This is a genomic window from Methylobacterium soli, from assembly GCF_008806385.1.
GTDB classification, from domain to species: Bacteria; Pseudomonadota; Alphaproteobacteria; order Rhizobiales; family Beijerinckiaceae; genus Methylobacterium; species Methylobacterium soli.
In genome coordinates this window covers 76,044-96,513 of sequence record NZ_VZZK01000016.1, presented here as the reverse complement: position 1 = coordinate 96,513, position 20,470 = coordinate 76,044, and the positions used below count along the sequence as shown (strand labels likewise).

The 20,470-nt window shown below is 64.1% G+C and carries 17 protein-coding genes and 1 pseudogene; 12 read left to right on the top strand and 6 right to left on the bottom strand.

Annotated elements, in window-relative coordinates; translation table 11 throughout:
- The first annotated feature begins 17 nt into the window (after positions 1-17).
- Both F6X53_RS16400 and F6X53_RS16395 read left to right on the top strand, forming a co-directional pair.
- Entirely contained in the window at positions 18-407 is a 390-nt protein-coding gene (locus F6X53_RS16400) for a response regulator (RefSeq protein ID WP_151001283.1), read from the top strand.
- A gap of 95 nt (positions 408-502) precedes the next feature.
- Positions 503-1,012 carry a cyclic nucleotide-binding domain-containing protein gene (locus F6X53_RS16395; protein ID WP_151001282.1) on the top strand — a complete coding sequence of 170 codons (510 nt, stop codon included), beginning with the start codon at positions 503-505 and terminating at the stop codon, positions 1,010-1,012.
- Between the two features lie 49 nt (positions 1,013-1,061).
- Here the strand turns inward: F6X53_RS16395 and F6X53_RS16390 are convergent, their stop codons facing one another.
- Complete coding sequence (locus tag F6X53_RS16390; protein WP_151001281.1) at positions 1,062-2,747, bottom strand: acyl-CoA synthetase; 1,686 nt, start codon at positions 2,745-2,747, stop codon at positions 1,062-1,064.
- A gap of 352 nt (positions 2,748-3,099) precedes the next feature.
- On the opposite strand from F6X53_RS16390, the gene F6X53_RS16385 reads away from it, so the two are divergent.
- The 4 genes from F6X53_RS16385 (at position 3,100) to F6X53_RS16370 (ending at position 6,698) form a co-directional block, all read left to right on the top strand.
- The gene (locus F6X53_RS16385; protein ID WP_151001280.1) at positions 3,100-4,860 is read left to right on the top strand and encodes an ArnT family glycosyltransferase; all 1,761 of its coding nucleotides are present in this window, start codon (positions 3,100-3,102) and stop codon (positions 4,858-4,860) included.
- Positions 4,857-5,657, top strand: a complete 801-nt coding sequence (locus F6X53_RS16380) for a glycosyltransferase family 2 protein (protein WP_151001279.1) — start codon at positions 4,857-4,859, stop codon at positions 5,655-5,657. The genes F6X53_RS16385 and F6X53_RS16380 overlap by 4 nt, the downstream gene beginning before the upstream one ends.
- Positions 5,651-6,025, top strand: a complete 375-nt coding sequence (locus F6X53_RS16375; protein WP_151001278.1) for a lipid-A-disaccharide synthase N-terminal domain-containing protein — start codon at positions 5,651-5,653, stop codon at positions 6,023-6,025. The genes F6X53_RS16380 and F6X53_RS16375 overlap by 7 nt, the downstream gene beginning before the upstream one ends.
- Positions 6,026-6,086: 61 nt before the next feature.
- Positions 6,087-6,698, top strand: a complete 612-nt coding sequence (locus F6X53_RS16370; RefSeq protein WP_151001277.1) for a pyridoxamine 5'-phosphate oxidase family protein — start codon at positions 6,087-6,089, stop codon at positions 6,696-6,698.
- Between the two features lie 90 nt (positions 6,699-6,788).
- Here F6X53_RS16370 and metC read toward each other — a convergent pair whose 3' ends face one another.
- Positions 6,789-7,979 carry a cystathionine beta-lyase gene (gene metC / locus F6X53_RS16365; protein WP_151001276.1) on the bottom strand — a complete coding sequence of 397 codons (1,191 nt, stop codon included), beginning with the start codon at positions 7,977-7,979 and terminating at the stop codon, positions 6,789-6,791.
- Positions 7,980-8,155: 176 nt separating this feature from the next.
- Here metC and F6X53_RS16360 point away from each other — a divergent pair, with 176 nt between their 5' ends.
- The 5 genes from F6X53_RS16360 to F6X53_RS16340 all read left to right on the top strand — a co-directional run bounded on the left by F6X53_RS16360 (position 8,156) and on the right by F6X53_RS16340 (position 15,662).
- Positions 8,156-9,253: an amino acid ABC transporter substrate-binding protein gene (locus F6X53_RS16360; RefSeq protein WP_151001275.1), complete on the top strand. Its 1,098-nt coding sequence runs from the start codon at positions 8,156-8,158 to the stop codon at positions 9,251-9,253.
- Positions 9,250-10,455, top strand: a complete 1,206-nt coding sequence (locus F6X53_RS16355; RefSeq protein WP_151001274.1) for an amino acid ABC transporter permease — start codon at positions 9,250-9,252, stop codon at positions 10,453-10,455. The genes F6X53_RS16360 and F6X53_RS16355 overlap by 4 nt, the downstream gene beginning before the upstream one ends.
- Positions 10,452-11,582 carry an amino acid ABC transporter permease gene (locus F6X53_RS16350; protein ID WP_151001273.1) on the top strand — a complete coding sequence of 377 codons (1,131 nt, stop codon included), beginning with the start codon at positions 10,452-10,454 and terminating at the stop codon, positions 11,580-11,582. The genes F6X53_RS16355 and F6X53_RS16350 overlap by 4 nt, the downstream gene beginning before the upstream one ends.
- A 563-nt stretch (positions 11,583-12,145) precedes the next feature.
- Positions 12,146-13,042, top strand: coding sequence for a site-specific integrase (locus F6X53_RS16345; protein WP_191970866.1), 897 nt, complete (start codon positions 12,146-12,148; stop codon positions 13,040-13,042).
- Between the two features lie 208 nt (positions 13,043-13,250).
- The gene (locus tag F6X53_RS16340) at positions 13,251-15,662 is read left to right on the top strand and encodes a hypothetical protein (RefSeq protein WP_151001271.1); all 2,412 of its coding nucleotides are present in this window, start codon (positions 13,251-13,253) and stop codon (positions 15,660-15,662) included.
- A 535-nt stretch (positions 15,663-16,197) separates the two neighbouring features.
- On the opposite strand, the gene F6X53_RS16335 is transcribed toward F6X53_RS16340, so the two are convergent.
- Positions 16,198-16,575, bottom strand: coding sequence for a hypothetical protein (locus F6X53_RS16335; RefSeq protein ID WP_151001270.1), 378 nt, complete (start codon positions 16,573-16,575; stop codon positions 16,198-16,200).
- Positions 16,572-18,110, bottom strand: a complete 1,539-nt coding sequence (locus tag F6X53_RS16330; RefSeq protein WP_151001269.1) for an ADP-ribosylglycohydrolase family protein — start codon at positions 18,108-18,110, stop codon at positions 16,572-16,574. The genes F6X53_RS16335 and F6X53_RS16330 overlap by 4 nt, the downstream gene beginning before the upstream one ends.
- A gap of 403 nt (positions 18,111-18,513) precedes the next feature.
- Here F6X53_RS16330 and F6X53_RS16325 point away from each other — a divergent pair, with 403 nt between their 5' ends.
- The gene (locus F6X53_RS16325; protein ID WP_151001268.1) at positions 18,514-19,554 is read left to right on the top strand and encodes a hypothetical protein; all 1,041 of its coding nucleotides are present in this window, start codon (positions 18,514-18,516) and stop codon (positions 19,552-19,554) included.
- Between the two features lie 54 nt (positions 19,555-19,608).
- On the opposite strand, the pseudogene F6X53_RS16320 reads toward F6X53_RS16325, so the two are convergent.
- Positions 19,609-19,887 (bottom strand): annotated as a pseudogene (locus tag F6X53_RS16320) (recombinase family protein); the annotation flags it as partial.
- On the bottom strand, positions 19,886-20,434 hold the full coding sequence (locus F6X53_RS16315) for a recombinase family protein (RefSeq protein ID WP_151001267.1): 549 nt from the start codon (positions 20,432-20,434) through the stop codon (positions 19,886-19,888). The gene F6X53_RS16315 and the pseudogene F6X53_RS16320, both read right to left, overlap by 2 nt.
- Positions 20,435-20,470: the final 36 nt, after the last annotated feature.

Below are 20,470 nucleotides of genomic sequence, written 5' to 3'. Positions count from 1 at the left end.
TGGGGAGCGGGGACGCGATGCGGGAGACCTCCGGACCCGCCCGGGCGGCGGCCGGGCCGACAATCCTGGTGGTCGAGGACGAGGCCATGCTCCTCGACGTGGTGGCGGCCGAGCTGACGGATGCGGGGTTCCGCGTGCTCTGCGCGGCGAGCGCCGAGGAGGCGGACGGGATCCTCGGGGCCGGGACCGGGATCGACCTCCTGTTCACCGACATCCGCCTGCCCGGCCGCCTCGACGGCTGGGACCTCGCCGAGCGCGCCCGCGCCCGGAACCCGGCCCTGCCGGTGATCTACGTCACGGGCTACAGCGCCGAGGCGCCCCGGCAGGTGAGCGCGAGCGTCCTGGTGATGAAGCCCTACCGCCCCTCCGCGATCGTGCGCGTGGCCCGCCAGCTCGGGGTCGGCTAGGGGGCAAGCCCCGGCGCCCGCCGCGAAAAACCTGTTGCGGATGGGCCGGGAGGGCCCAAAGATGCGCCGCGGTCGCGTTCCGGGAGCGTAGGCTGATGGCTGCCAGTTCGCCCGAGCTCAAGGCGTTCCTGATCGAGACCCCGTTCTTCGGCGGCCTCTCGGCCGAAAGCCTCGACCTCCTGGTCGCGATGCTGGTGGAGCGCCGCTTCGAGGCGGGCGCCACGGTCGTGGCGGAAGGCGAGCCGGGGCGCTCGATGTACATCGTTCACGCCGGGGCGCTCGCGGTGCGCAAGCGCGGCGATGCGGGGAGCGTGATCGATCTCAACCGCCTCGGGCCCGGCGATTTCTTCGGCGAGATGACGCTCATCGACGTGCAGCACCGGTCCGCCACCCTCGTGGCGGAGGGCCCGGTCGCGCTCTACGAGCTCACGGCCCGGAACCTGTACGCGTATTACAAGGCCGACATCCACGCCTACGCGATGGTGATGCAGAACATCAACCGCGAGCTCTGTCGGCGGCTGCGCCGGGCCGATCACCGCTTCGCCGAGCTGGCGGAGGCCTCGCGCGCCGCGGCGACGCGGCCTCGCGCGGCGCCCGAGCGTTGAGGGCAGGGGGCGCCCGGTCTCCGCCTGGTCCCCGCGGGCGAGGCGCGGGCTAGCCGTCCTTGCCCGGCTCCCCGGCCTCCGCCTTCGCCCGCTCGCGCAGGACGAATTTCTGCACCTTGCCGGTCGAGGTCTTGGGCAATTCGCCGAAGATGATCGCGCGGGGCAGCTTGTAGGGGGCGAGGCGCTCGCGGCACCAGGCGATGAGGGCGTCGGCCGCGACGCTCTGGCCGGGCTTGAGCTCGACGAAGGCCACCGGGGTCTCGCCCCATTTCGCGTCGGGCCGGGCCACCACCGCCGCCGCCGACACGGCGGCGTGGCGGAACAGGGCGTCCTCGACCTCGATCGACGAGATGTTCTCGCCCCCCGAGATGATGATGTCCTTCGAGCGGTCCTTCAGCTGGATGTAGCCGTCGGGATGCTTCACCCCGAGGTCGCCGGAGCGGAACCAGCCCCCCGCGAAGGCGGCCTGCGTCGCCGCCGGGTTCTTGAGGTAGCCCCGCATCACCACGTTGCCGCGGAACATCGCCTCGCCCAGGGTCTCCCCGTCCGCCGGCACGGAATCCAGGGTCTCGGGGTCGCGCACGTCGAAGCCCTCGAGGACGGGGTAGCGCACGCCCTGGCGCGCCATCCTGGCGGCCCGCGCGTCCGCCGGCAGGTCGTCCCATTCCGGGTGCCAGGCATTGACCACCGCCGGGCCGTAGGTCTCGGTCAGGCCGTAGAGATGGGTCACGTCGAAGCCGGCCTCGCCCATGGCGGCGAGCACCGCCTGCGGCGGAGGCGCGGCCGCCGTCAGGAAGGCGACCCGGCGGGGCAGGGGGCGGCGCTCGGATTCGGGGGCGTTGAGGAGGAGCTGCATCACGATGGGGGCGCCGCACAGATGCGTCACGCCGTGCTCGCTGAGCGCCCGGTACATGGCCCCCGCCCGCACCTGCCGCAGGCAGACATGGGTGCCCGCCACCACCGACAGGGTCCAGGGGAAGCACCAGCCGTTGCAGTGGAACATCGGCAGCGTCCAGAGATAGACGGGGTGGCCCCCGAGCGCGCCCGTGATGACGTTGCCGAGCGAGAGGAGCGCCGCGCCCCGGTGATGGTAGACGACGCCCTTCGGGTCGCCCGTGGTGCCCGAGGTGTAGTTGAGGGAGATCGCGTCCCACTCGTCGCCCGGCATGGCCCAGTCGTGGTCGGGGTCGCCCTCGGCGAGCAGGGCCTCGTAGCCGAGGCTGCCGAGGAGGCCGCCCTCGCCGGCATATTCGGGATCGTCCACGTCGATCACCAGGGGGCTGACCCCGGCCCGTTCCAGGGCCGGACCCGCGACCTTGGCGAATTCCCGGTCGGTGATCAGCACCTTGGCCTCGCCGTGTTCGAGGCAGAAGGCCAGCGCCCCGGCATCGAGGCGGGTGTTGAGGGTGTTGAGCACGGCGCCCGTCATCGGCACCCCGTAATGGCACTCGATCATCTCGGGCGTGTTGGCGAGGAGCACCGCCACCGTGTCGCCGCGCCCGATGCCGCGCGCCGCGAGCGCCGAGGCGAGGCGGCGGCAGCGGGCGTAGAGCTCGGCGTAGGAGCGCCGGAGCGGCCCGTGGATCACCGCGACCCGGTCGGGGAAGACCCGCGCCGCCCGGTCGAGATAGCTCAGCGGCGTCAGCGGCTGGTAATTGGCCGGGTTCCGGTCGAGGTCCCGGTCGTAGATGGTGTCGCGGTTTGCCTCTGGGGCGGCGTCGGTGCGGGCGTTCATGGCGTTTGTCTCCCTGGCGCCACCGTAGCGCGCCCGCGCCGCCGATCCAACGCGCGCCCGGAGCGCCCCCATCCGCACGACGGCCCGGACCCGCCTCTTGGACCGCTCTTGGATCGTCCTTGGATCGTCCTTGGACCGCCCTTGCGGCACGCCGGGAGCAGCACCGAAGATGAGCGCGCGCGGATGAGGGGACCCCCCCGCCATTTGACTTTCCCGGCCCAATCATCGACACGGCCGGCCGCGGCCCCGACCTCTCCGGCGTCTCGTCCTCGCATCCCGCTCCGGGGCCCGACGGCCGGTCCGAAGCCGTCCAGGAATGCCGTCATGAACGCCCGCACGGCCGCCTAACGCCATGACGAGCCTCTCCGCCGGCCGGGTCGCTCCGGGCCACGCCTCCGCCTGGATCGACCGCCTCCTCGCGGCGGCCTCCGCGAGCCATGCCCGCGCCTGCGCGCTCCTTCTCGTCCTCGGCCTCGTCTGCTTCCTGCCCGGGATCGCGTCCCTCCAGCCCATGGACCGGGACGAGCCGCGCTTCGCCCAGGCCTCCAAGCAGATGCTGGAGACGGGCGATCTCGTCGATATCCGCTTCCAGGGGGAGGCCCGGCACAAGAAGCCGGTGGGGATCTACTGGCTCCAGAGCGCCAGCGTCGCCCTGGGCGAGGCGCTCGGCGTGCCGCAGGCCCGCAGCCGGATCGCCCTCTACCGGCTGCCCTCGCTGGCGGGCGCGGTCGCGGCCGTGCTGCTGGCCTATTGGGCGGCGCTCGCCTTCCTGCCGCGCCGGGGGGCGCTGCTGGCCGCCGCCCTGTTCGGGGCCTGCCTGATGCTCTCGGCCGAGGCGCGCCTCGCCAAGACCGACGCGGTGCTCACCGCCTGCTCGGTCGCCGCCATGGGGGCGCTCGCCCGCGCCTGGCTCGGGCGGGCCGATCCGCGGCTCCCCCTCGCGACGGTCCTGGCCTTCTGGCTCGGACTGGCGCTCGGCATCCTGGTCAAGGGCCCGATGGTGCCGCTCTTCGTCGGGCTCGCGGGGATCCCCCTCTCCCTGCGCGCCCGCTCCGGGCGCTGGCTCCTGGCGCTGCGCCCCGGGCTCGGCCTCGCCCTGGTCCTCGTCCTGGTGGCGCCCTGGTTCCTCGCCATCGCGTGGAAGAGCGGCGGCGCCTTCTTCGGCGAGGCGGTCGGCCAGGACATGCTCGGCAAGGTCGGGGGCGCCAAGGAGAAGCACTGGGCGCCGCCCGGCACCTATCTGCTCGTCTTCTTCGCGACCTTCTGGCCGGGCGCGGCCTTCGCGGCCCTCAGCCTGCCCTTCTGCTGGCGCCAGCGGGGCACCGACGCGGTCGCCTTCCTGCTCGCCTGGATCGTGCCCGCCTGGATCGTGTTCGAGGCGGTGCCGACGAAGCTGCCGCATTACGTCCTGCCCCTGATGCCGGCTTTGGCGATCCTAACCGCGATGGCGGCGGCGCGCGGCGGCGTCGATCCGGTCGGGCGCGGCGGCGTCGATCCGGTCGGGCGCGGCGGCGTCGATCCGGCCCGGCGCGGCGCTGTGGCGGTGGCGCTCCTCGTCGTGCTGATCCCGGTCGGGCTGATGGCCGGCCTCTCCTTCGCGGGCTGGCAGCTCGACCGGGCCCTGCCCTGGGCCGGGCTGCCGCTGCTCGCCGGCGCCGCCGGGCTCGCGGGCCTGTCCGTCGCGGCCTTCGCCCGGGGGGCGGCCGAGCGCGCCCTCGTCCTGGCCATCGTCGCCTCCGCCCTGGTCTCGCCGGCGGTGTTCGGGCTGGTGCAGCCGGCGTTGCCCGCCCTCAAGGTCTCGCCGCGCCTCGCCGCGATCCGCGACGGCCTCGCCTGCCCGCATCCGCGGGTCGCGAGCCTCGGCTACCGCGAGCCGAGCCTCGTCTTCCTGATCGGCACCGACCTCGCCATGCTGAATTCCGGCGCGGAGGCGGTCGCGTTCCTGCGCGCCGGCGGCTGCCGCCTCGTCTTCGTCGAGGGCCGGTTCGCCCCCGATTTCGCGGCCGCCGCCCAGAGAGCGGACCTCCCGCCGAACGTCGTCGGGCAGGTCTCGGGCTTCAACATCAATGGCGGCCGGCGGGTCGACCTCACGGCCTACGGGGTGAACCCATGACGGCATCGGTGACCGCCTCGGTGGCCGCAGCGGACTCGGATCCGGCGGGCCCGCCGACCCGCCTCACCGTGGTGGTGCCGGTGCGCAACGAGGCCGGCAACATCGAGAGCCTCGTCACCGAGATCGGCCGCGCCTGCGCCGCCCTCGCGCCCTTCGAGGTGATCTACGTCGATGACGGCTCCACCGACGCGACGCCCGCCGCCCTCGAGGCCGCCCGCGCAGGCCGGCCCTGGCTGCGGGTGCTGCGCCACGCCCGGAGCGCCGGCCAGAGCGCGGCGGTGCGCAGCGGGGTCGCGGCGGCGCGCGCGCCGATCGTCGCGACCCTCGACGGCGACGGCCAGAACGACCCCGCCTTCCTCCCCGCCCTCGTGGCGGCCCTGGAGCAGGGCGGCCCCGCGATCGGCCTGGCGCAGGGCCAGCGCATCGGCCGCAAGGACGGGCCCTTCAAGATGCTGCAATCGCGCATCGCCAATGGGGTGCGGGGGCGCATCCTGCGGGATTCCACCCGCGACACCGGCTGCGGCCTCAAGGTGTTCCGCCGCGCGGTCTACCGGGCGCTGCCCTATTTCGACGCGCTCCACCGCTTCATGCCGGCCCTCGTCGCCCGCGAGGGTTACGGCGTCGTCCACCGCGACGTGGTCGACCGGCCCCGCCACACCGGCCGCTCGAATTACGGCCTGTTCGACCGCCTCTGGGTCGGGCTCCTCGACCTTGCGGGGGTCTGGTGGCTGATCCGCCGCAAGCGGCCGACCCCGTCCGTGACGGAGGTGGCGGGCCGGGAGGAGACGCCGTGCTGATCGAGATCTCGGACCACCTGCGCGGCTACGTCTACGACGTGTTCGTGACGCGCTTCGATTTCTGGCTGGTCTTCGGCATCCTGGCGCAGCTCATCTTCGGCTCGCGCTTCATCCTGCAATGGATCGCGAGCGAGCGGGCGGGCAAGAGCGTGATGCCGCTCTCGTTCTGGTTCCTGTCGATCGCGGGCGGGCTGATGACGCTGGTCTACGGGCTCGTCCGGCGCGAGCCCGTGATCATCATCGGGCAGGGGCTCTCCACGGGCATCTACCTGCGCAACCTCGCGCTGATCTTCCGCGAGCGCCGCCGCCGGCCGCGGGGTGGCGCCGCCGGCGGAGCGGAGCGCGCGGCCCCCGACGGCGGCGCTTGATCGGGCACCACTTGATCGGCCAGAACTTGATTGGGCAGAGCTTGCCTGCGAGCCTGGCCGCATGAGCCTCGACGCCCGCGCGCCCCTGCCCCCCTTCCACGACGACCTCGCCGCCGCCTGGGCCGAGCTGTGGCGGCTCCTCGCCGACGGGGTGGCGCGGGGGCGCTCCGCCTTCCACACCCCGAGCCTCGCCACGCTCGGGGAGGATGGCCGGCCGCGGGTGCGCACCGTGGTTCTGCGCGCGGCCGATCCCGAGGCCGCGCTCCTGCGGATCCATTGCGACCGGCGCTCGGACAAGGCCCGGGAGGTGCTGGCGCGGGCCCCTTGCGCGCTCCACGCCTACGATCCCGAGAGCAAGGTGCAGATCCGCATCGAGGGCCGGGCCTCGCTCCACGCGGAGGATGACGTGGCCGAGGCGGCCTGGGCCGCGAGCCAGCCCATGAGCCGCGTCTGCTACGCCATCACGCCCGCCCCCGGCACGGCGCTGGCGCGGGGCGGCGCCTACGCCCAGCCCGACCCCGAGGCGGCCCTCGTCCTCGGCCGCCCGAACTTCTGCGCGCTCCGCCTGCGCGCCGAGCGCCTCGACTTCCTCTATCTCGACCGCCGCGGGCATCGTCGCGCCGGCTGGACGCGCGGGGCCGGGGGCTGGTCGGGCACATGGCTCGCGCCGTGAAGGGCGGACCTGGCTCGCGCCGTGAAGGGCCGACCTGGCTCGCGCCCTGAGGGGCGGACCTGGCTCGCGCCCTGAGGGGCGGGCCCGGCCTCAGCCGGCGGCCGCCCGCAGCCGCGCGAACCCGGCCTCCAGATCCGCCTTCAGGTCGGCCGTGTCCTCGAGGCCGATATGGAAGCGCAGAGCCGGCCCGCCCGGGGCCCAGGCCGTCGCCGTGCGGTAGGGCCTGCAGTCGAAGGGGATGACGAGGCTCTCGAAGCCGCCCCAGGAGAAGCCCATCCCGAAGAGCTCGAGCCCGTCGAGCAGGGCCGCGACCGCCGCCTCCGGCACCGGCTTCAGGATGACGCCGAACAGGCCCGAGGCGCCCGAGAAGTCGCGGCGCCAGATCGCGTGGCCGGGATCCTCGGGCAGGCCCGGATGCAGCACCCGCAGCACCTCCGGGCGCGCCTGCAGCCAGCGCGCCATCTCGAGGCCCTGGCGGCCGTGCTCGCGCAGGCGCAGCGACATGGTGCGCAGGCCCCGCAGCGCCAGGAAGATGTCCTCCGGGCCGGCGCACATGGCGAAGTGGTCGAAGGTGCGGCGCACCGCCGGGAAGTGCTTCGCGTTGGCCGAGGTGAGGCCGATCAGCAGGTCCGAGCCGCCGCTGAGATACTTGGTGCCGGCCTCCACCGCGATGTCGACGCCGCGCGCGTGGGGCGGGAACAGCAGCGGCGTCGCCCAGGTGTTGTCCATGATCACGATGCCGCCGCGCGCGTGCACCACCTCGGCGATGGCCGGCACGTCCTGCATCTCGAAGCTCTGCGAGCCCGGCGCCTCGACCAGCACCGCCCGGGTGTTGGCCTGCATCAGCTCCGCGAGGCCGGCCCCGATCGTCGGGTCGTAATAGGTCACCGCGACGCCGAAGCGCGACAGCACCCCGTCGCAGAACTGGCGGGTGGGGCGGTAGGCCGAATCGCTGACCAGCAGGTGGTCGCCCGCCGACACGCTCGCCATCAGGGCGACCGTCAGCGCCGAGAGGCCGGAGGGCGTCACCACGGTGCCGGCGGCCCCCGCGATCTGCGTCCAGGCCTCGGTCAGCGCATCCATGGTCGGGGTGGCCGAGGTGCCGTAATTGTAGCGCCCGCGCCGGTGCTGGATGTCGTCGTAGGTGGGGTAGAGCACCGTCGAGCCGCGATAGATCGGGGTGTTGACGAAGCCGTGCTGGGCCGAGGGGTCGCGCCCCGCATGGACGAGGCGGGTGGCTTCGCCGAAGCGGCCGGGATCGCGGGGCGGGGATTTGGACATGCGGGCTCGGGGCAGGTGAGGGCGGGTGGTCCCGCGACGGAAGCCCGGCCCCCGCCCCGAGGTCAAGGGCGCGGCCGGTTCTCCGGGACAGGCCTTGACCGGCGCGCCCGCCGCGCGCAATGGCGCCGGACGATTGTCTCGGGATTTCACCCCCCGCGCCCGGAGCCGACCGACGGATGACCCCGTACCCGGACACAGCGACGCCGCCGGCCCGGGCGGGGCAACGGGCCGGCAGGGCGGCGTGCCTCTTCGCCGCATCCTTCATCGTCGCCTGCCTGCTCGCCACCTGCCTGCTCGCCTTGGCCGCCCCCGCCCGGGCCGAGGGGCTCCTCGGCGAGATCAAGGCGCGGGGCTACCTCAATTGCGGATCGAGCCCGGGGGTCGCCGGATTCGGGGTGCCGGACGCGAAGGGCGAGTGGCGCGGGCTCGACATCGATTTCTGCCGGGCGCTGGCTTCCGCGATCTTCGACGACCCGGGCAAGGTGCGCTTCGTGCCGCTGGCCGCGCCCGCCCGCTTCACGGCGCTGCAATCGGGCGAGATCGACGTGCTCGCCCGCAACACCACCTGGACGCTCGCCCGCGACACCAGCGCCAAGCTGAACTTCCCGGCCATCAACTTCTATGACGGGCAGGGCTTCCTGGTGCGCAAGGACCGGGGCATCGCCCATGTGGAGGGGCTCGACCGGGCCACCATCTGCCTGCAGCAGGGCACCACCACGGAGCTGAACCTCGCCGACTGGTTCCGCACCCACGGCCTCGCCTACAAGGTGGTCGCCTTCGCCACCGCCGAGGAGACCGGCCGCGCCTACGATTCGGGGCGCTGCGACGCCTACTCGACCGACAAATCCTCCCTCTACGGCGAGCGCCTGAAGATGGCCGAGCCCGACGCCCACACGGTCCTGCCCGAGACGATCTCGAAGGAGCCGTTCTCCCCCGTGGTGCGCCAGGGCGACGACCAATGGCGCGACATCGTGGCCTGGACCCACTACGCCATGCTGGATGCCGAGGAGGCCGGGATCGGCCAGGGCAATGTCGAGGCGATGCGCCGGGAGGCGCTCAGCCCCGACATCCGCCGCATCCTCGGGCTCGAGGGCAAGTACGGCGAGGCGCTGGGGCTGACGAACGATTGGGCCTACCGGATCATCCGGCACGTCGGCAATTACGGCGAGGTCTATGCCCGCAATCTCGGGGCGGACACGCCCCTGAAGATCCCGCGCGGCCTCAACGCCCTCTGGAACCAGGGGGGCCTGCAATACGGGCCGCCGATCCGGTGAGGGCGGGGCGGGCACGGGCGCCGGAGGAGCCGGCGCGGCGACAGGATCCCGGCCGCGCCTGGGGCGGGCTGGCGCTCCAGGCGCTGCTCGTCGCCGGCCTCCTGGCGCTCGCCTACGGGGCGGCGACGAACGCGGCCGACAAGCTCGCGCGCCAGGGGATCGTCGCGGGCTTCGGCTTCCTCGACCGCGCGGCCGGCTTCGACATCAGCCAGAGCCTGATCCCCTACGCGGCCGCCACCGCGAGCTACGGGCGGGCCGCCCTGGTCGGGCTCCTCAACACGCTCCTGGTCTCCGGGCTCGGCATCGTCCTGGCGAGCGTGATCGGGTTCGGCATCGGCCTCGCCCGGTTCTCCCCGAACCTGATCCTGCGCGGGCTGGCGCGGGCCTATGTCGAGCTCTTCCGCAACGTGCCGCTGCTGCTGCAGCTCCTCGTCTGGTACGTGGCGGTGCGGGTGGCCCTGCCGGAGCCCCGTGATCCGGCCGCCTGGCGCGAGGCCATCTTCCTGACCCAGCGCGGCCTGTTCCTGCCGCGGCCCGATTTCTCGGAATGGGGCGCCCTGGTGCCGGGCGCCTTCGGGCTCGGCCTCGGCCTGAGCCTCGCGCTGCGCGGCGTCTCCCGCGCGCGGGCCGCCCGGACGGGGCGGGGGCTGCCGCTGCTGTGGCCGGGCCTCGCCCTCAGCCTCGGGCTGCCGGCCCTGGCCTGGATCGGCCTCGCGCTCGCGGGGCGCCCGGTGCCGGTCGCCTTCCCGGCGCGCGGCCCCTTCGACATCGAGGGCGGGCTCGCGCTCCAGCCCGAGTTCACGGCCCTGCTCGCCGGGCTCTCCACCTACACGGCGGCCTTCATCGCCGAGATCGTGCGGGCCGGCATCGCCAGCGTGCCCCGGGGCCAGGGGGAGGCCGCCACCGCGCTCGGCCTGAGCCGCGCCAAGGCGCTGCGCCTCGTCGTGGTGCCGCAAGCGCTCCGGGTGATCCTGCCGCCGCTGACGAGCCAGTACCTCAACCTCACCAAGAACTCGTCCCTGGCGGTGCTGATCGGCTATCCGGACCTCGTCCACGTGATGATGGGCACGGTGCTCAACCAGACGAACCAGGCGATGGAGGCGGTGACCATCACGATGGCGGTCTACCTCGCGATCAGCCTCGCCACGGCGGCCGCGATGAACCGCTACAATGCCCGCATCGTCGCGGTGGGGCGCCGATGAGCCGCGTGCGGACCGCGCTGATCCCGCCATCCCCGCCGCCGCGGGCCGTGGCCGGTCCGGTCGCCTGGATGCGCCGCAACCTGTTCTCGAGCCTCGGCAACGGGCTCACGAGCCTGGCGATCCTCGCCCTCCTGGCCTGGCTGGTGCCGGCGGCCCTGCGCTTCCTCGTCCTCGACGCGGTCTGGACTGGGGATTCCGGCGCCGCCTGCCGCCCCGAGATCGTCGGCCGGCCGGTCGGCGCCTGCTGGGCCTTCATCGGCGAGAAGATCGGCTATCTCACCTACGGCTCCTATCCGGTCGCCGAGCGCTGGCGGCCGAACCTGTTCTTCGCCCTGAGCGCCCTCGCCCTCGCCTGGATGCTCTGGCCCGGCTCACCCCGCCGCGGCCTCGGCGCCGTCTTCGCCTTCCTGCTCCTGCCGCTCGCGGCCTACGGGCTGCTCGCCGGGATGCCGGCGCTCGGCCTCGATCCCGTGCCGACGGGGCGCTGGGGCGGCTTCCTCGTCACCATCGTGGTCTCCCTCGTGGGCATCGTCGCGGCGCTGCCGCTCGGCATCCTGCTGGCCCTGGGGCGCCGCTCGGAGCTCACGGTGCTGCGCCTCCTCTGCACCGGCTTCATCGAGTTCTGGCGCGGGGTGCCGCTCATCACGGTGCTGTTCATGGCCAACGTGATGCTGCCCCTGTTCCTGCCCGGCGACCTCACGGTGGACCGCCTCGTGCGCCCCCTCGTGGGCATCGCGCTCTTCGCCTCCGCCTACATGGCCGAGGTGGTGCGCGGCGGCCTCCAGGCGGTGCCGCGGGGCCAGGAGGAGGCCGCCGCCGCCCTCGGCCTCACCCGCCCGCAGGTGCTCGCCTTCGTGGTGCTGCCCCAGGCCCTCAAGGTGGTGGTGCCCGGCATCGTCAACACCCTGATCGGCCTGTTCAAGGACACCACGCTGGTCTCGATCGTCGGCATCAGCGACTTCATCCGGGCGCTGGAGGCGGCCCGCGCCGACCCGCGCTGGTCGGCCCCCTCCGTGCCGGTCACCGCCTACGCCTTCGCGGCCCTGGTCTATTTCGCGGTCTGCTTCGGCATGGCGCGCTATGCCGGCTTCATCGAGCGGCGCCTCGCGGCGGGCGACCGCCGCTGAGATCCGGGCTCCGGAGTGACGACTGTATTTTGAATGGAATACTCGAAAGAAGTCTCGACATCATCTGCCAACCGGACGCTGTTGTGTCGAATACACGTGCACCCTTAAGTTGAACTTGGAAAGATCTTTGAAGTCTTTCTGAGCTTGTGGTAATCCGGCCGCGTCCCGGCGGGGTCTCGGTCCGGGCCGCGCAGCGAGGCAGCCAGGGGATCGCGATGGACGGAGCTTCGGCGACGCACGCCACCTCCACCACCTTCTCATCCCGCGAGTTCCTGCGGATGATCGATCCACCGGTTTGATGAACGGTAAGGAAGTGAGGGGTAACCCTTACTCAAATGGAAACGGATTGTAGATCAACGGTTTAACGTTTGTCAGGCCGTCTCGCTCACCGTCCAGAAATTATCGCCTTGAAGGGTCCAGCGTAAATCCAGCGCAATGGGGACCAAATGGCGACGATCAGGAAACTCGAAAGCGGTCGGTGGCAGGCTCAGATTCGCGTGAAGGGCAACCCAATCCTGTCACGAACCTTTACGATAAAAAGTGACGCGCAACGATGGGCAAGAGTGAGCGAGTCCGAGGTTGAGACGCGCGGCCTACCAACGAACGTCAAGGCGCTAGAAAGGCTAACCCTCGGCGAGATTTTGGAACGGTATGGCCGCGAAATTTCCCCGACTAAACGCGGACGACGGCAGGAAATTTCTCGAATTCGACTGATACGAAAGAACCCAATATCCGCCTACAGCCTAACGAACCTCACAGAGGGCGTTGTCGCGGAGTTCCGGGATCAAAGGCTGAAAGTCGTGAAGCCTTCGACAATCGTGAAGGAACTAGCCTTGCTCTCTCACTGCGTCGGAATCGCGAGTAGAGACTGGGGCTACCCAATTCCAACTAACGTTTTCGCGAAGGTCAGAAAGCCATCCGTAAGGGATGCTCGCGACCGGAGACTTACAGCGGAAGAAAGACAATCGTTAGACAAAGCTTGCAGGAAAGAGAAGTCTGAACTTTACAGCGACATAATACAGTTTGCTGTTGAGACAGCAATGAGAAAAGGTGAGATACTAAACGCACAATGGAAGCATATCGATTTCAAAAACCAGACGCTACACATACCCATCACGAAGAACGGGTGTCCGAGAACGATCCCGTTGAGCCCTAGAGCGAGCGCCGTGTTGCGGAAACGCGCAGCAATAAACCAAGAACATCGCGTCTTCGGGATCAGTGAACGCGGGTTGCGAAAAGGCTGGCGTAGGCTGATGCAAGAAAGCGGAATCAAGAATTTTCGATTTCACGATCTGCGTCATGAAGGAGTCTCGACACTGATCGAACTGGGCTTAAGCGTTCCAGAGGTCGCCCTCGTGTCAGGCCACCAAGATTTTAGATTGCTCGCCCGGTATGTTCATTTACGGCCAGAGAACGTTGCCGCGAAGCTGGCAAAGCTCACCCAAGCCTCACAAGAATAGTTCTGCCAGATGGTGGGCGGGTTTCAGCGCCATGCAACTCACCATCGCAAAATTACGCCCGAGACGAAAACCACACTTAAAACCCATTAACATTAGTTTACATTCATTTTTTATGAACTTGCTTGTCGAACGCGGGGCCAAATACCCTGTTGAGTTTCGACGGCGGGCAGAATTTCGACCCAGTTAATTCCTAACACACACGAGAATCATGTCTATTATTCATTACGCTGACCTTCGGGCTGGCGCAGGCAAAAGCTATGCGTCTGCCACCATTGCGATTGAGCGTCACGCGGCCGGAAAGAAAACTATGATAGTTGTTCCGACTGTCAAGCTTGGACGCGAGATTGAGGCGACGATCAACACCATTAATCCAACTACGCAAGTCAAAGCGTATTACAGCGAAGACTACAAGGTCGAGCAGGGCCAAAGTGTCGTTCATTTGGTTTGTGAACATTTAGACAAGGCCGGTCCGTATGGGGAAATTCTTGTCATCTGTCGTCAGTGTTTCACGAAGCTGCCCTATATCAATCGGAAGAGTCGATGGCAGGTTTTCATCGATGAAGGTATTCCGGTATTTGAACAACAAACCATTGGGCTGCAAGAAAGCTTTGCGCTCGTAACTGACTGTCTATCCATTCCGAAAACTGATGCAAGGTACGGCCGGATCGAAGTGACAGACAGGACGATGCTTAGACGAATCGCTGAAAATAGCGGTAAGGACCGTTTGTGGGTAGAGCTTAAAGAACTCGCATTGCTACTGTTAAATGATAATTACAGACATTACGTCCGATCAAAACAGTACAGTGACTTGAAGCATAAGCTGACGAATGGCGGGCAGTTAAGTTTGTATTCTCTAATGTCGTTCAGGTGGCTAGACGGATTTGAAAAGGTAACAGTGACTGCTGCGGGGCTCAAAGATACCCTGATGTATGATTATTGGGAGCGATTGGGAGTGAAGTGGCGAGAGGACGCATGTGTAGTTAGCAAGTTGCTCCGTCGTATCCATCCAATAAATCCGTCAATCAAAATCTACTACGGCTATGAAGATCGGAATAGCAAATATCAGAGGAACAAGCTTCATGAGATGGGCAACTCCGAGCTTAGGACGGCTGCAACTAAAGTAATGAATGGCGAACCCTTTGTGTGGCTTGAGAACAAAGATTGGCTTTCGCAATCAGTCCTGAATAAAGTTCCAGAAGGAGACGTCTTACCGCCTATGTCACACGGTTTGAATGAATACGCGAACTATCACAATGCCGTTGTACTCGCTGCCTATAACCACACTCCGGATGCCTCGATGTTCCTATCACACATAGGCGGCTTTGATGAATGTATGCAAACCCGCAGCCTAAATCTTGGAATCTATCAAGCTCTAATGCGCACTTCGGTGAGAAACGATGACACAATCAATCCGAAGAAATGGGTGGTGGCGTCCAGAGTCGATGCGGAACTTCTGGCTGAGAGGCTTCCAGGTGCTGTGATCGAGTCCCTGAACATTATTCAGCCTGTAAAGGGAACACCTGGACCTGCAAGAAAGCACGAGACGGACAAGGATAGGAAACGTGCTTATGAGGAACAAAGGAAGGAATGGAAAGCGCAGAGCGCCAGCTTCGCTGATAAATTCGCACCGGATATGATTACAAGAGTCGTGTTCTTAAATCCCTCCGACGAATTAGCTTATAAGTCTATAGGTAAATACGTCGGGAACTTTCGCGCTTCTTTCTTCAACAACATGTATGATACGTCCCCAAAATCCATCTGCATGAAACAAGATAAGTTCATTACATACTTGAGGAATCATCATAACAATGTCTATGCCTATAAACACGACTTGCCCTGCGTTTCCGGTGCGATGTTCAACCCGTTAGCGACAGACGGCACGCAAAGAAGCTCGGAGAGTGTCGAATTCGTCCGGGGTATATGGATAGACGTCGAGAATGGTGACCTAACGCCAGAGGAATTCAGCCGTCACTTCCCCATGATCCAGTTCGTCGCCTATAACACGTTCAGTCATACGAAGGATCAACCTCGCTTCCGGCTCTATCTTCCAACTAGCAGAATTATGGCGCCACAAGAGAGTAGGGCGATCTACCATCAAGTTCGATATAACCTCAATCTAGACGGATACATTAATGGAATGAAAACAGACGCGAAGCGGTGCGCTAGCGCTAATCGTCCTTTCGATGGGATCGATTGTCGGCCTAATCCCGCAAGTCTATCAATGTTGCCGTGTCAGGCGAAGGATAATCGTCACAGCTTCTTTCTTGAGTACGTCAATGATCGTTCGCCGATAGACGTTGACCAGTGGCTGAAACATCGGCTGCAATACGAAGTAGACGATGCCTTTTATGATTTTCCGCTCATACTTAAAGACGGAGAAACAGATGAACTAACTAGCGAACAGCAAGCCAAGATCGATGCAGCGTTCTCCGAATGGGATCGCTATGGTCGATTGCGAGGTAACGGAGACACTGGACTCTATAGTCTCTACATCGCGTTACGGCGTGCATCAGTTTCAATCAACAATCTACAACTACTATTGTATCGAGCGGTATCAACATCGTCGTCACCTAGAGACAGAAAGAGACAGGCTGACCGATTGATAAAAAAGCTTCGTTGATGATTAATTGATGAATTGGCTCCAAGATTTTATTCTTAACTTGAGCCCAATTGTCACTGCCGAAACCAAATTTACCGGACAGATTTAGAGGTACAACCCAACCTATGCCTAACTTCCACCCATTGCACGAAAATTTCCCCGAATATTCACGCTCTGACGATTGCCTATCTAGGGGCTTTGTGTGTCGTGTTCTCTCGGTTGCAGCAGAGTATGCGTATCGTGCACACATTACGGACGCAGATACCGAGACAGGGCTTGACTATCATAGTTTGCTTCGCGAATTCGAGGATTTGCAGGAGAGGTTGCATTTCGCTCCCGAGAACCTGATGAAGCTACATGTAACAGAGATCGCCAGAGTCCATCATGCGCTAAGCGTTGCCTATATGCTCGTGCGCCTAAAAAATGCAGAAATTGAGTGCAGTCTACAAACCTCAATTCAGCAGTTGTCTCCGCTGATGCTTTGTAACGAGCAATAGAATCATTCGTTGGTAGGGCAATTCAAGCGTTGCCCTACCAACTTGTTTCAACGAAGTAGCTATCTCACCTCAAGCTTGACCTTGCCTCGTGCTACTGTGGCCGACGCGGACCCAATCTCGACCGATTGATTCAGATGCTCGATCACGTTTCCGTCAAGATCGTATCGAGTTGCACGGTCTGCGGCATAGTTCACGACCAGCGACACAGGCTTTCCGAACGCTGGTAGCCGTCCATGGCAACGATCCGTCCTCCATCGTTCATGTTTAGCTTGCAATCCCGCTATGGCCTGCTCGATGAACGTGTCCTCCGGTTGCGAACCGTCGAGGTCGATCCGCATGATGTTGGCGACGCCGTAAATCGCAGCCTGCATGATCGAGGTCGGAATCCGGTGCTCAGTCTCAACGATGGCGTGCGGAATGAAGGGAGCGTCCGTCATCGGCAGGACTCAGCGAACAGACGATCCGCCAAGCCCTTGATCCTATCCGACCACACGAGCTTCTGACGCCAGCGTTCGGGGATGCCACTCAGCCCATACGCTGCACCAGCGATCTGACCACATACCGCCCCAACGCTATCGGAATCATCCCCGAGGTTGACCGCTCGTAGGACCGCTTCCTCGAAACTGCCGGTCGACGCAACGGCCCAGATTGCTGCCTCAAGCGTATCGATCACATAGCCGCTCGACCTAATCGCATCCCGGTGCTTCCCTCGCCATGATCCATCCATGACGGCCTGCACACGCTCGCAAAATGGACCGTATTTGGCGCTCAGAGCCTCGCTGAGCGGCGTTCCGTGAATCAGGGAGGCAAGGAGCAAGGCAAGAGCTTCGCTGCCGTCTACGGGCTCAGGAGCGGGGTGGGTGGTCGCGGATTGTCGTCTGGCGGTGTCGCGCAGTTTCTTGGCGTCGTTCCAGTAGCGAATCGCCCCTGGGCTTAGCCGCATGATTGAACCGTTCCCTCCGAGGCGAGGATCAGCCGACGCTGCTTGAACGTCCCCAGTGGCTCGATATTCGGACAAGGCTGCACTCGTCGCATTGCCTATGTCGAAGCACGTTCCGGTACAGGAGTTCTCGCCCAACTCAAACCATCGGCAGAACCGTTCCAGCAACTCGCGTTCGTCCAAGCCGTCACGCGCGATCAGACTGTCTGCGAGGCATAAAGCCATGCTTGTGTCGTCTGTGAACTGTCCCGGCTTCAATCGGAACGGACCGCCGCCGACCATATCGGTCAGATGCTCATAGGTATCGCGCGGCTTGAACTCTAGGGTAGTGCCGAGCGCATCACCCACAGCGAGCCCGACGAACGCTCCGAGCGCACGATCACGAACGTCAGCTATCATAGTTGAAGGCTGACGCTCCGGCACGACCCGCTGGCGAAGGGCGTAGGCCAATTGACCATCCGTCTCGATAGCGCCAGGGCGAGCCTCACGAATCATCTGGACAGCACGGGACGGTTCCACGCCAAGCTCGATCAGCAGCCTCGCGCCTACCGTTCCAGCACGCCCGAGGCCGCCTTTGCAGTGAACCACGATGTTGAAGCCGTTACGCAAGCGTGATCGCAAGCCTTCACCGACGATTGCCCACCGCGTTTCAAAGGGTGCCGATGGGATGGAAACGTCAGGGATGGGCAGGTGCAGCCATTCGATAGAGTGACGGCGGCATACCTCACCAATGTCACAGACCTGTAGGGCGTCGATTTCGTGCTGCTCAATAAGCGTGACGAGTGCGACAGCACCGAGCGCTTGGACGGCTTTGATATCCACCGACAGGTCACGATCCCACGACCCTGACGCGGCGACTTCCTGTTTTTTACCAGGGCAGAATGTAATGCCGATTAGTCCACTAGGGAGAAACGGCCGCACAGAACCTATCTGCATCGGATGCGATAAGCTTGTGCGAACATGTCTCGCCGCCAGTGAACGACTATGAAACCCGAATGTAGCAAAAAACGTGTGATAATGATCCTTCGTCATCAAACCTCTCCGACATCATAATGTCAGAGAAGTCCTGAAATTTCAATGCCCCGGAGCTTGAAATCTAGAGAATGCGGTCCTTGGAGGTTTCTATTTGCAGAACTCCAATCTATACGAAGTTTCGACAACATGATAACTTTCCTGCCGGTGTCGAAATGCGTATGTTTTCTGATCACATATACTTAGAGGGGGAATTCCGAGTCTTCTTCCTCCGGAAATTTGATTTGCTCCTCAATGCCGCTATAGAGAACCAATTGCGGTGGAAAAAGGCTTTCCTTGGCCCGCACTGTCCGACAGCAATCTGGCATGATAGTTGGGCTGGCTTGAAAAGGCTGCACAATATGGATAAGCTCGGCTTTAGGCTGAGGGCCACAATACTGCGTGCAGAGCGGATTTCATGGGAATGTTCGATAATTTCGTGAAAAGCGCAAAAGAGTTCTTGGACCTTTTAACGAACACTAGCGTCGGAACTACGCTGACTGCCATCGGGTTAATATTACTTTTTGTTGCGCTTTATACTCTACAAAAATTGTTTAAGACGAAGCCTGAGGATACCTCGGAGTGGCTTAAGTTTATAGCTGCCGGCAGCCTTGTTGCCGGTGTTGTGTTCTCGGGAGCCGGACCTTCTTTCGCCCTGATGAAGTTAAATGAAAACCGCATTCGCACCCTGTCCAAAGACGAGGCGTTCGATAACCTCAATAAAAACAAACGGATAAATTGGGCTATAAGACTAATTCCATACTCTCCCGGCGCAGAATCTGATCTCGATTTACCGATATCGAAACTCAAGACGCTCGGCCCTCCAACCACAGCCTACACTTTTGTTTCTCCCTATGCAGAATTGAAAGGATACAGCGTGGAGGATGCGGTCAATATGTCCGGTAGCAAGCTCACACCTGGTCAACGTGTTTCGGCAATTATCTTCCCGGTGGAAGAGTCTGTGATACCGGCAAGTGGTCGCGGTCTTCTACAGGTGATTCAGAAAATTGACTACGACAATTCGAATCCAGTAAAAGAAAGATTTATTTCTCAAATTGGACTCAGTGCGGACGAGATAGATGATTTAGCGAACCAAACTAATCTAGATTCTTGGTCGTGGCAGGGATACGGCCGAAGGTTCAACCGATATTGCAAAATTGCGCATAAATTCCGATGCGGAGGTAACTTTGAGGAGAAGCGATCTATCAGCAAGCTCGAAAGAGACTGGCACCCCGCAGGCGCTACAAAGGCGACCAAGCAAGAGCCTTGTTTGGGCTCCGACAGCTACTGCGACGTGGATGATTGGGATCAATTGAAGGAACAGATACGCGACAGTTTTGGAGCGAGGATATTCTTTATCAAAAACATCAGTTTAGACAAGCTTAGGACCCGATATATGATCGATTTTGATAACCCTAAGCACCAAATCATCCCTGACATTGGCGTAAATGAATCCGATCATTGACGAAAGCTGGCATGACCGGTTCAGCCCTTAACGCGGTGGACGGTCCTAAGCCTTCTATGATCCGGTAAATGTGCATCCGAGCGTCTTCGCAATCGCCGCTGGACCTTGACCATCAGCCCGCATAGCTAACACCCGCTCACGATCCACCCGCCGCGTGCCACCCTTAGAGACCCCGGCCTTCTTCGCAGTGGCTATCCCCTCACGCTGCCTCTCCAAAATGAAACGCCGTTCCATCTGGGCCACCATCCCTAAAACCGTCAGAACGATCCTCCCCGACTCGCCTCGCGTGCTGACATGGGGATCAAGAACCGTCAGGAAGGCACCACGCTGATCAGTCAGTGGCGCTCATTAGGCGATACACGGACGCCCGACTCACGTTCAACTCGCGGGCGATAGCGGTTCCTCCCATCCCCGACGCTGCAAGCTCCTTAACCCGGACAGCATCGATGGATGGCTTGCGCCCTTTGAAGGCGCCTTCGGCCTTAGCCTTGGCGATGCCCTCCATCTGCCGCTCACGACGGATGGCTGTCTCAAATTCCGCGAACACGCCGAGCATCTGTAGGAAGCATCGTCCTGCGGCTGTGGTGGTGTCCACGGGCTGTTCGATGGCGGTCAGATGTACTCCGTTCGCCTCCATCCGCTTCACGATCCCGGCAAGGTCCGCAATAGATCGTGCAAGACGGTCGATGCGTGTGACCACGATCCGATCACCCGTCCTGGCGAACTGTAGGAGCGTCTCAAGCTCGGTGCGGCCCTCGAACTTCGTGCCTGTTCGCGTCTCGGCTCGGACGACCTCGCAACCGAAAGCCCGCAGGGCTTCTTGCTGGATCGTAAGTGACTGAGAGGAACTGCTGACTCTGGCGTATCCGTATGTGGCTATGCGACCCTCCTGTCTCTTATGAGTCTAGACCTTCAT

Excerpts from the sequence above, each read along its gene's own strand:
- F6X53_RS16335 (WP_151001270.1), bottom strand. The coding sequence starts at position 16,575 with ATGACGGACGCTCCCTTCATTCCGCACGCCATCGTTGAGACTGAGCAC.
- metC (WP_151001276.1), bottom strand. The coding sequence starts at position 7,979 with ATGTCCAAATCCCCGCCCCGCGATCCCGGCCGCTTCGGCGAAGCCACC.
- F6X53_RS16395 (WP_151001282.1), top strand. The coding sequence starts at position 503 with ATGGCTGCCAGTTCGCCCGAGCTCAAGGCGTTCCTGATCGAGACCCCG.
- F6X53_RS16385 (WP_151001280.1), top strand. The coding sequence starts at position 3,100 with ATGACGAGCCTCTCCGCCGGCCGGGTCGCTCCGGGCCACGCCTCCGCC.
- F6X53_RS16390 (WP_151001281.1), bottom strand. The coding sequence starts at position 2,747 with ATGAACGCCCGCACCGACGCCGCCCCAGAGGCAAACCGCGACACCATC.
- F6X53_RS16370 (WP_151001277.1), top strand. The coding sequence starts at position 6,087 with ATGAGCCTCGACGCCCGCGCGCCCCTGCCCCCCTTCCACGACGACCTC.
- F6X53_RS16350 (WP_151001273.1), top strand. The coding sequence starts at position 10,452 with ATGAGCCGCGTGCGGACCGCGCTGATCCCGCCATCCCCGCCGCCGCGG.
- F6X53_RS16340 (WP_151001271.1), top strand. The coding sequence starts at position 13,251 with ATGTCTATTATTCATTACGCTGACCTTCGGGCTGGCGCAGGCAAAAGC.
- F6X53_RS16330 (WP_151001269.1), bottom strand. The coding sequence starts at position 18,110 with ATGACGAAGGATCATTATCACACGTTTTTTGCTACATTCGGGTTTCAT.
- F6X53_RS16400 (WP_151001283.1), top strand. The coding sequence starts at position 18 with ATGCGGGAGACCTCCGGACCCGCCCGGGCGGCGGCCGGGCCGACAATC.
- F6X53_RS16325 (WP_151001268.1), top strand. The coding sequence starts at position 18,514 with ATGTTCGATAATTTCGTGAAAAGCGCAAAAGAGTTCTTGGACCTTTTA.
- F6X53_RS16360 (WP_151001275.1), top strand. The coding sequence starts at position 8,156 with ATGACCCCGTACCCGGACACAGCGACGCCGCCGGCCCGGGCGGGGCAA.
- F6X53_RS16380 (WP_151001279.1), top strand. The coding sequence starts at position 4,857 with ATGACGGCATCGGTGACCGCCTCGGTGGCCGCAGCGGACTCGGATCCG.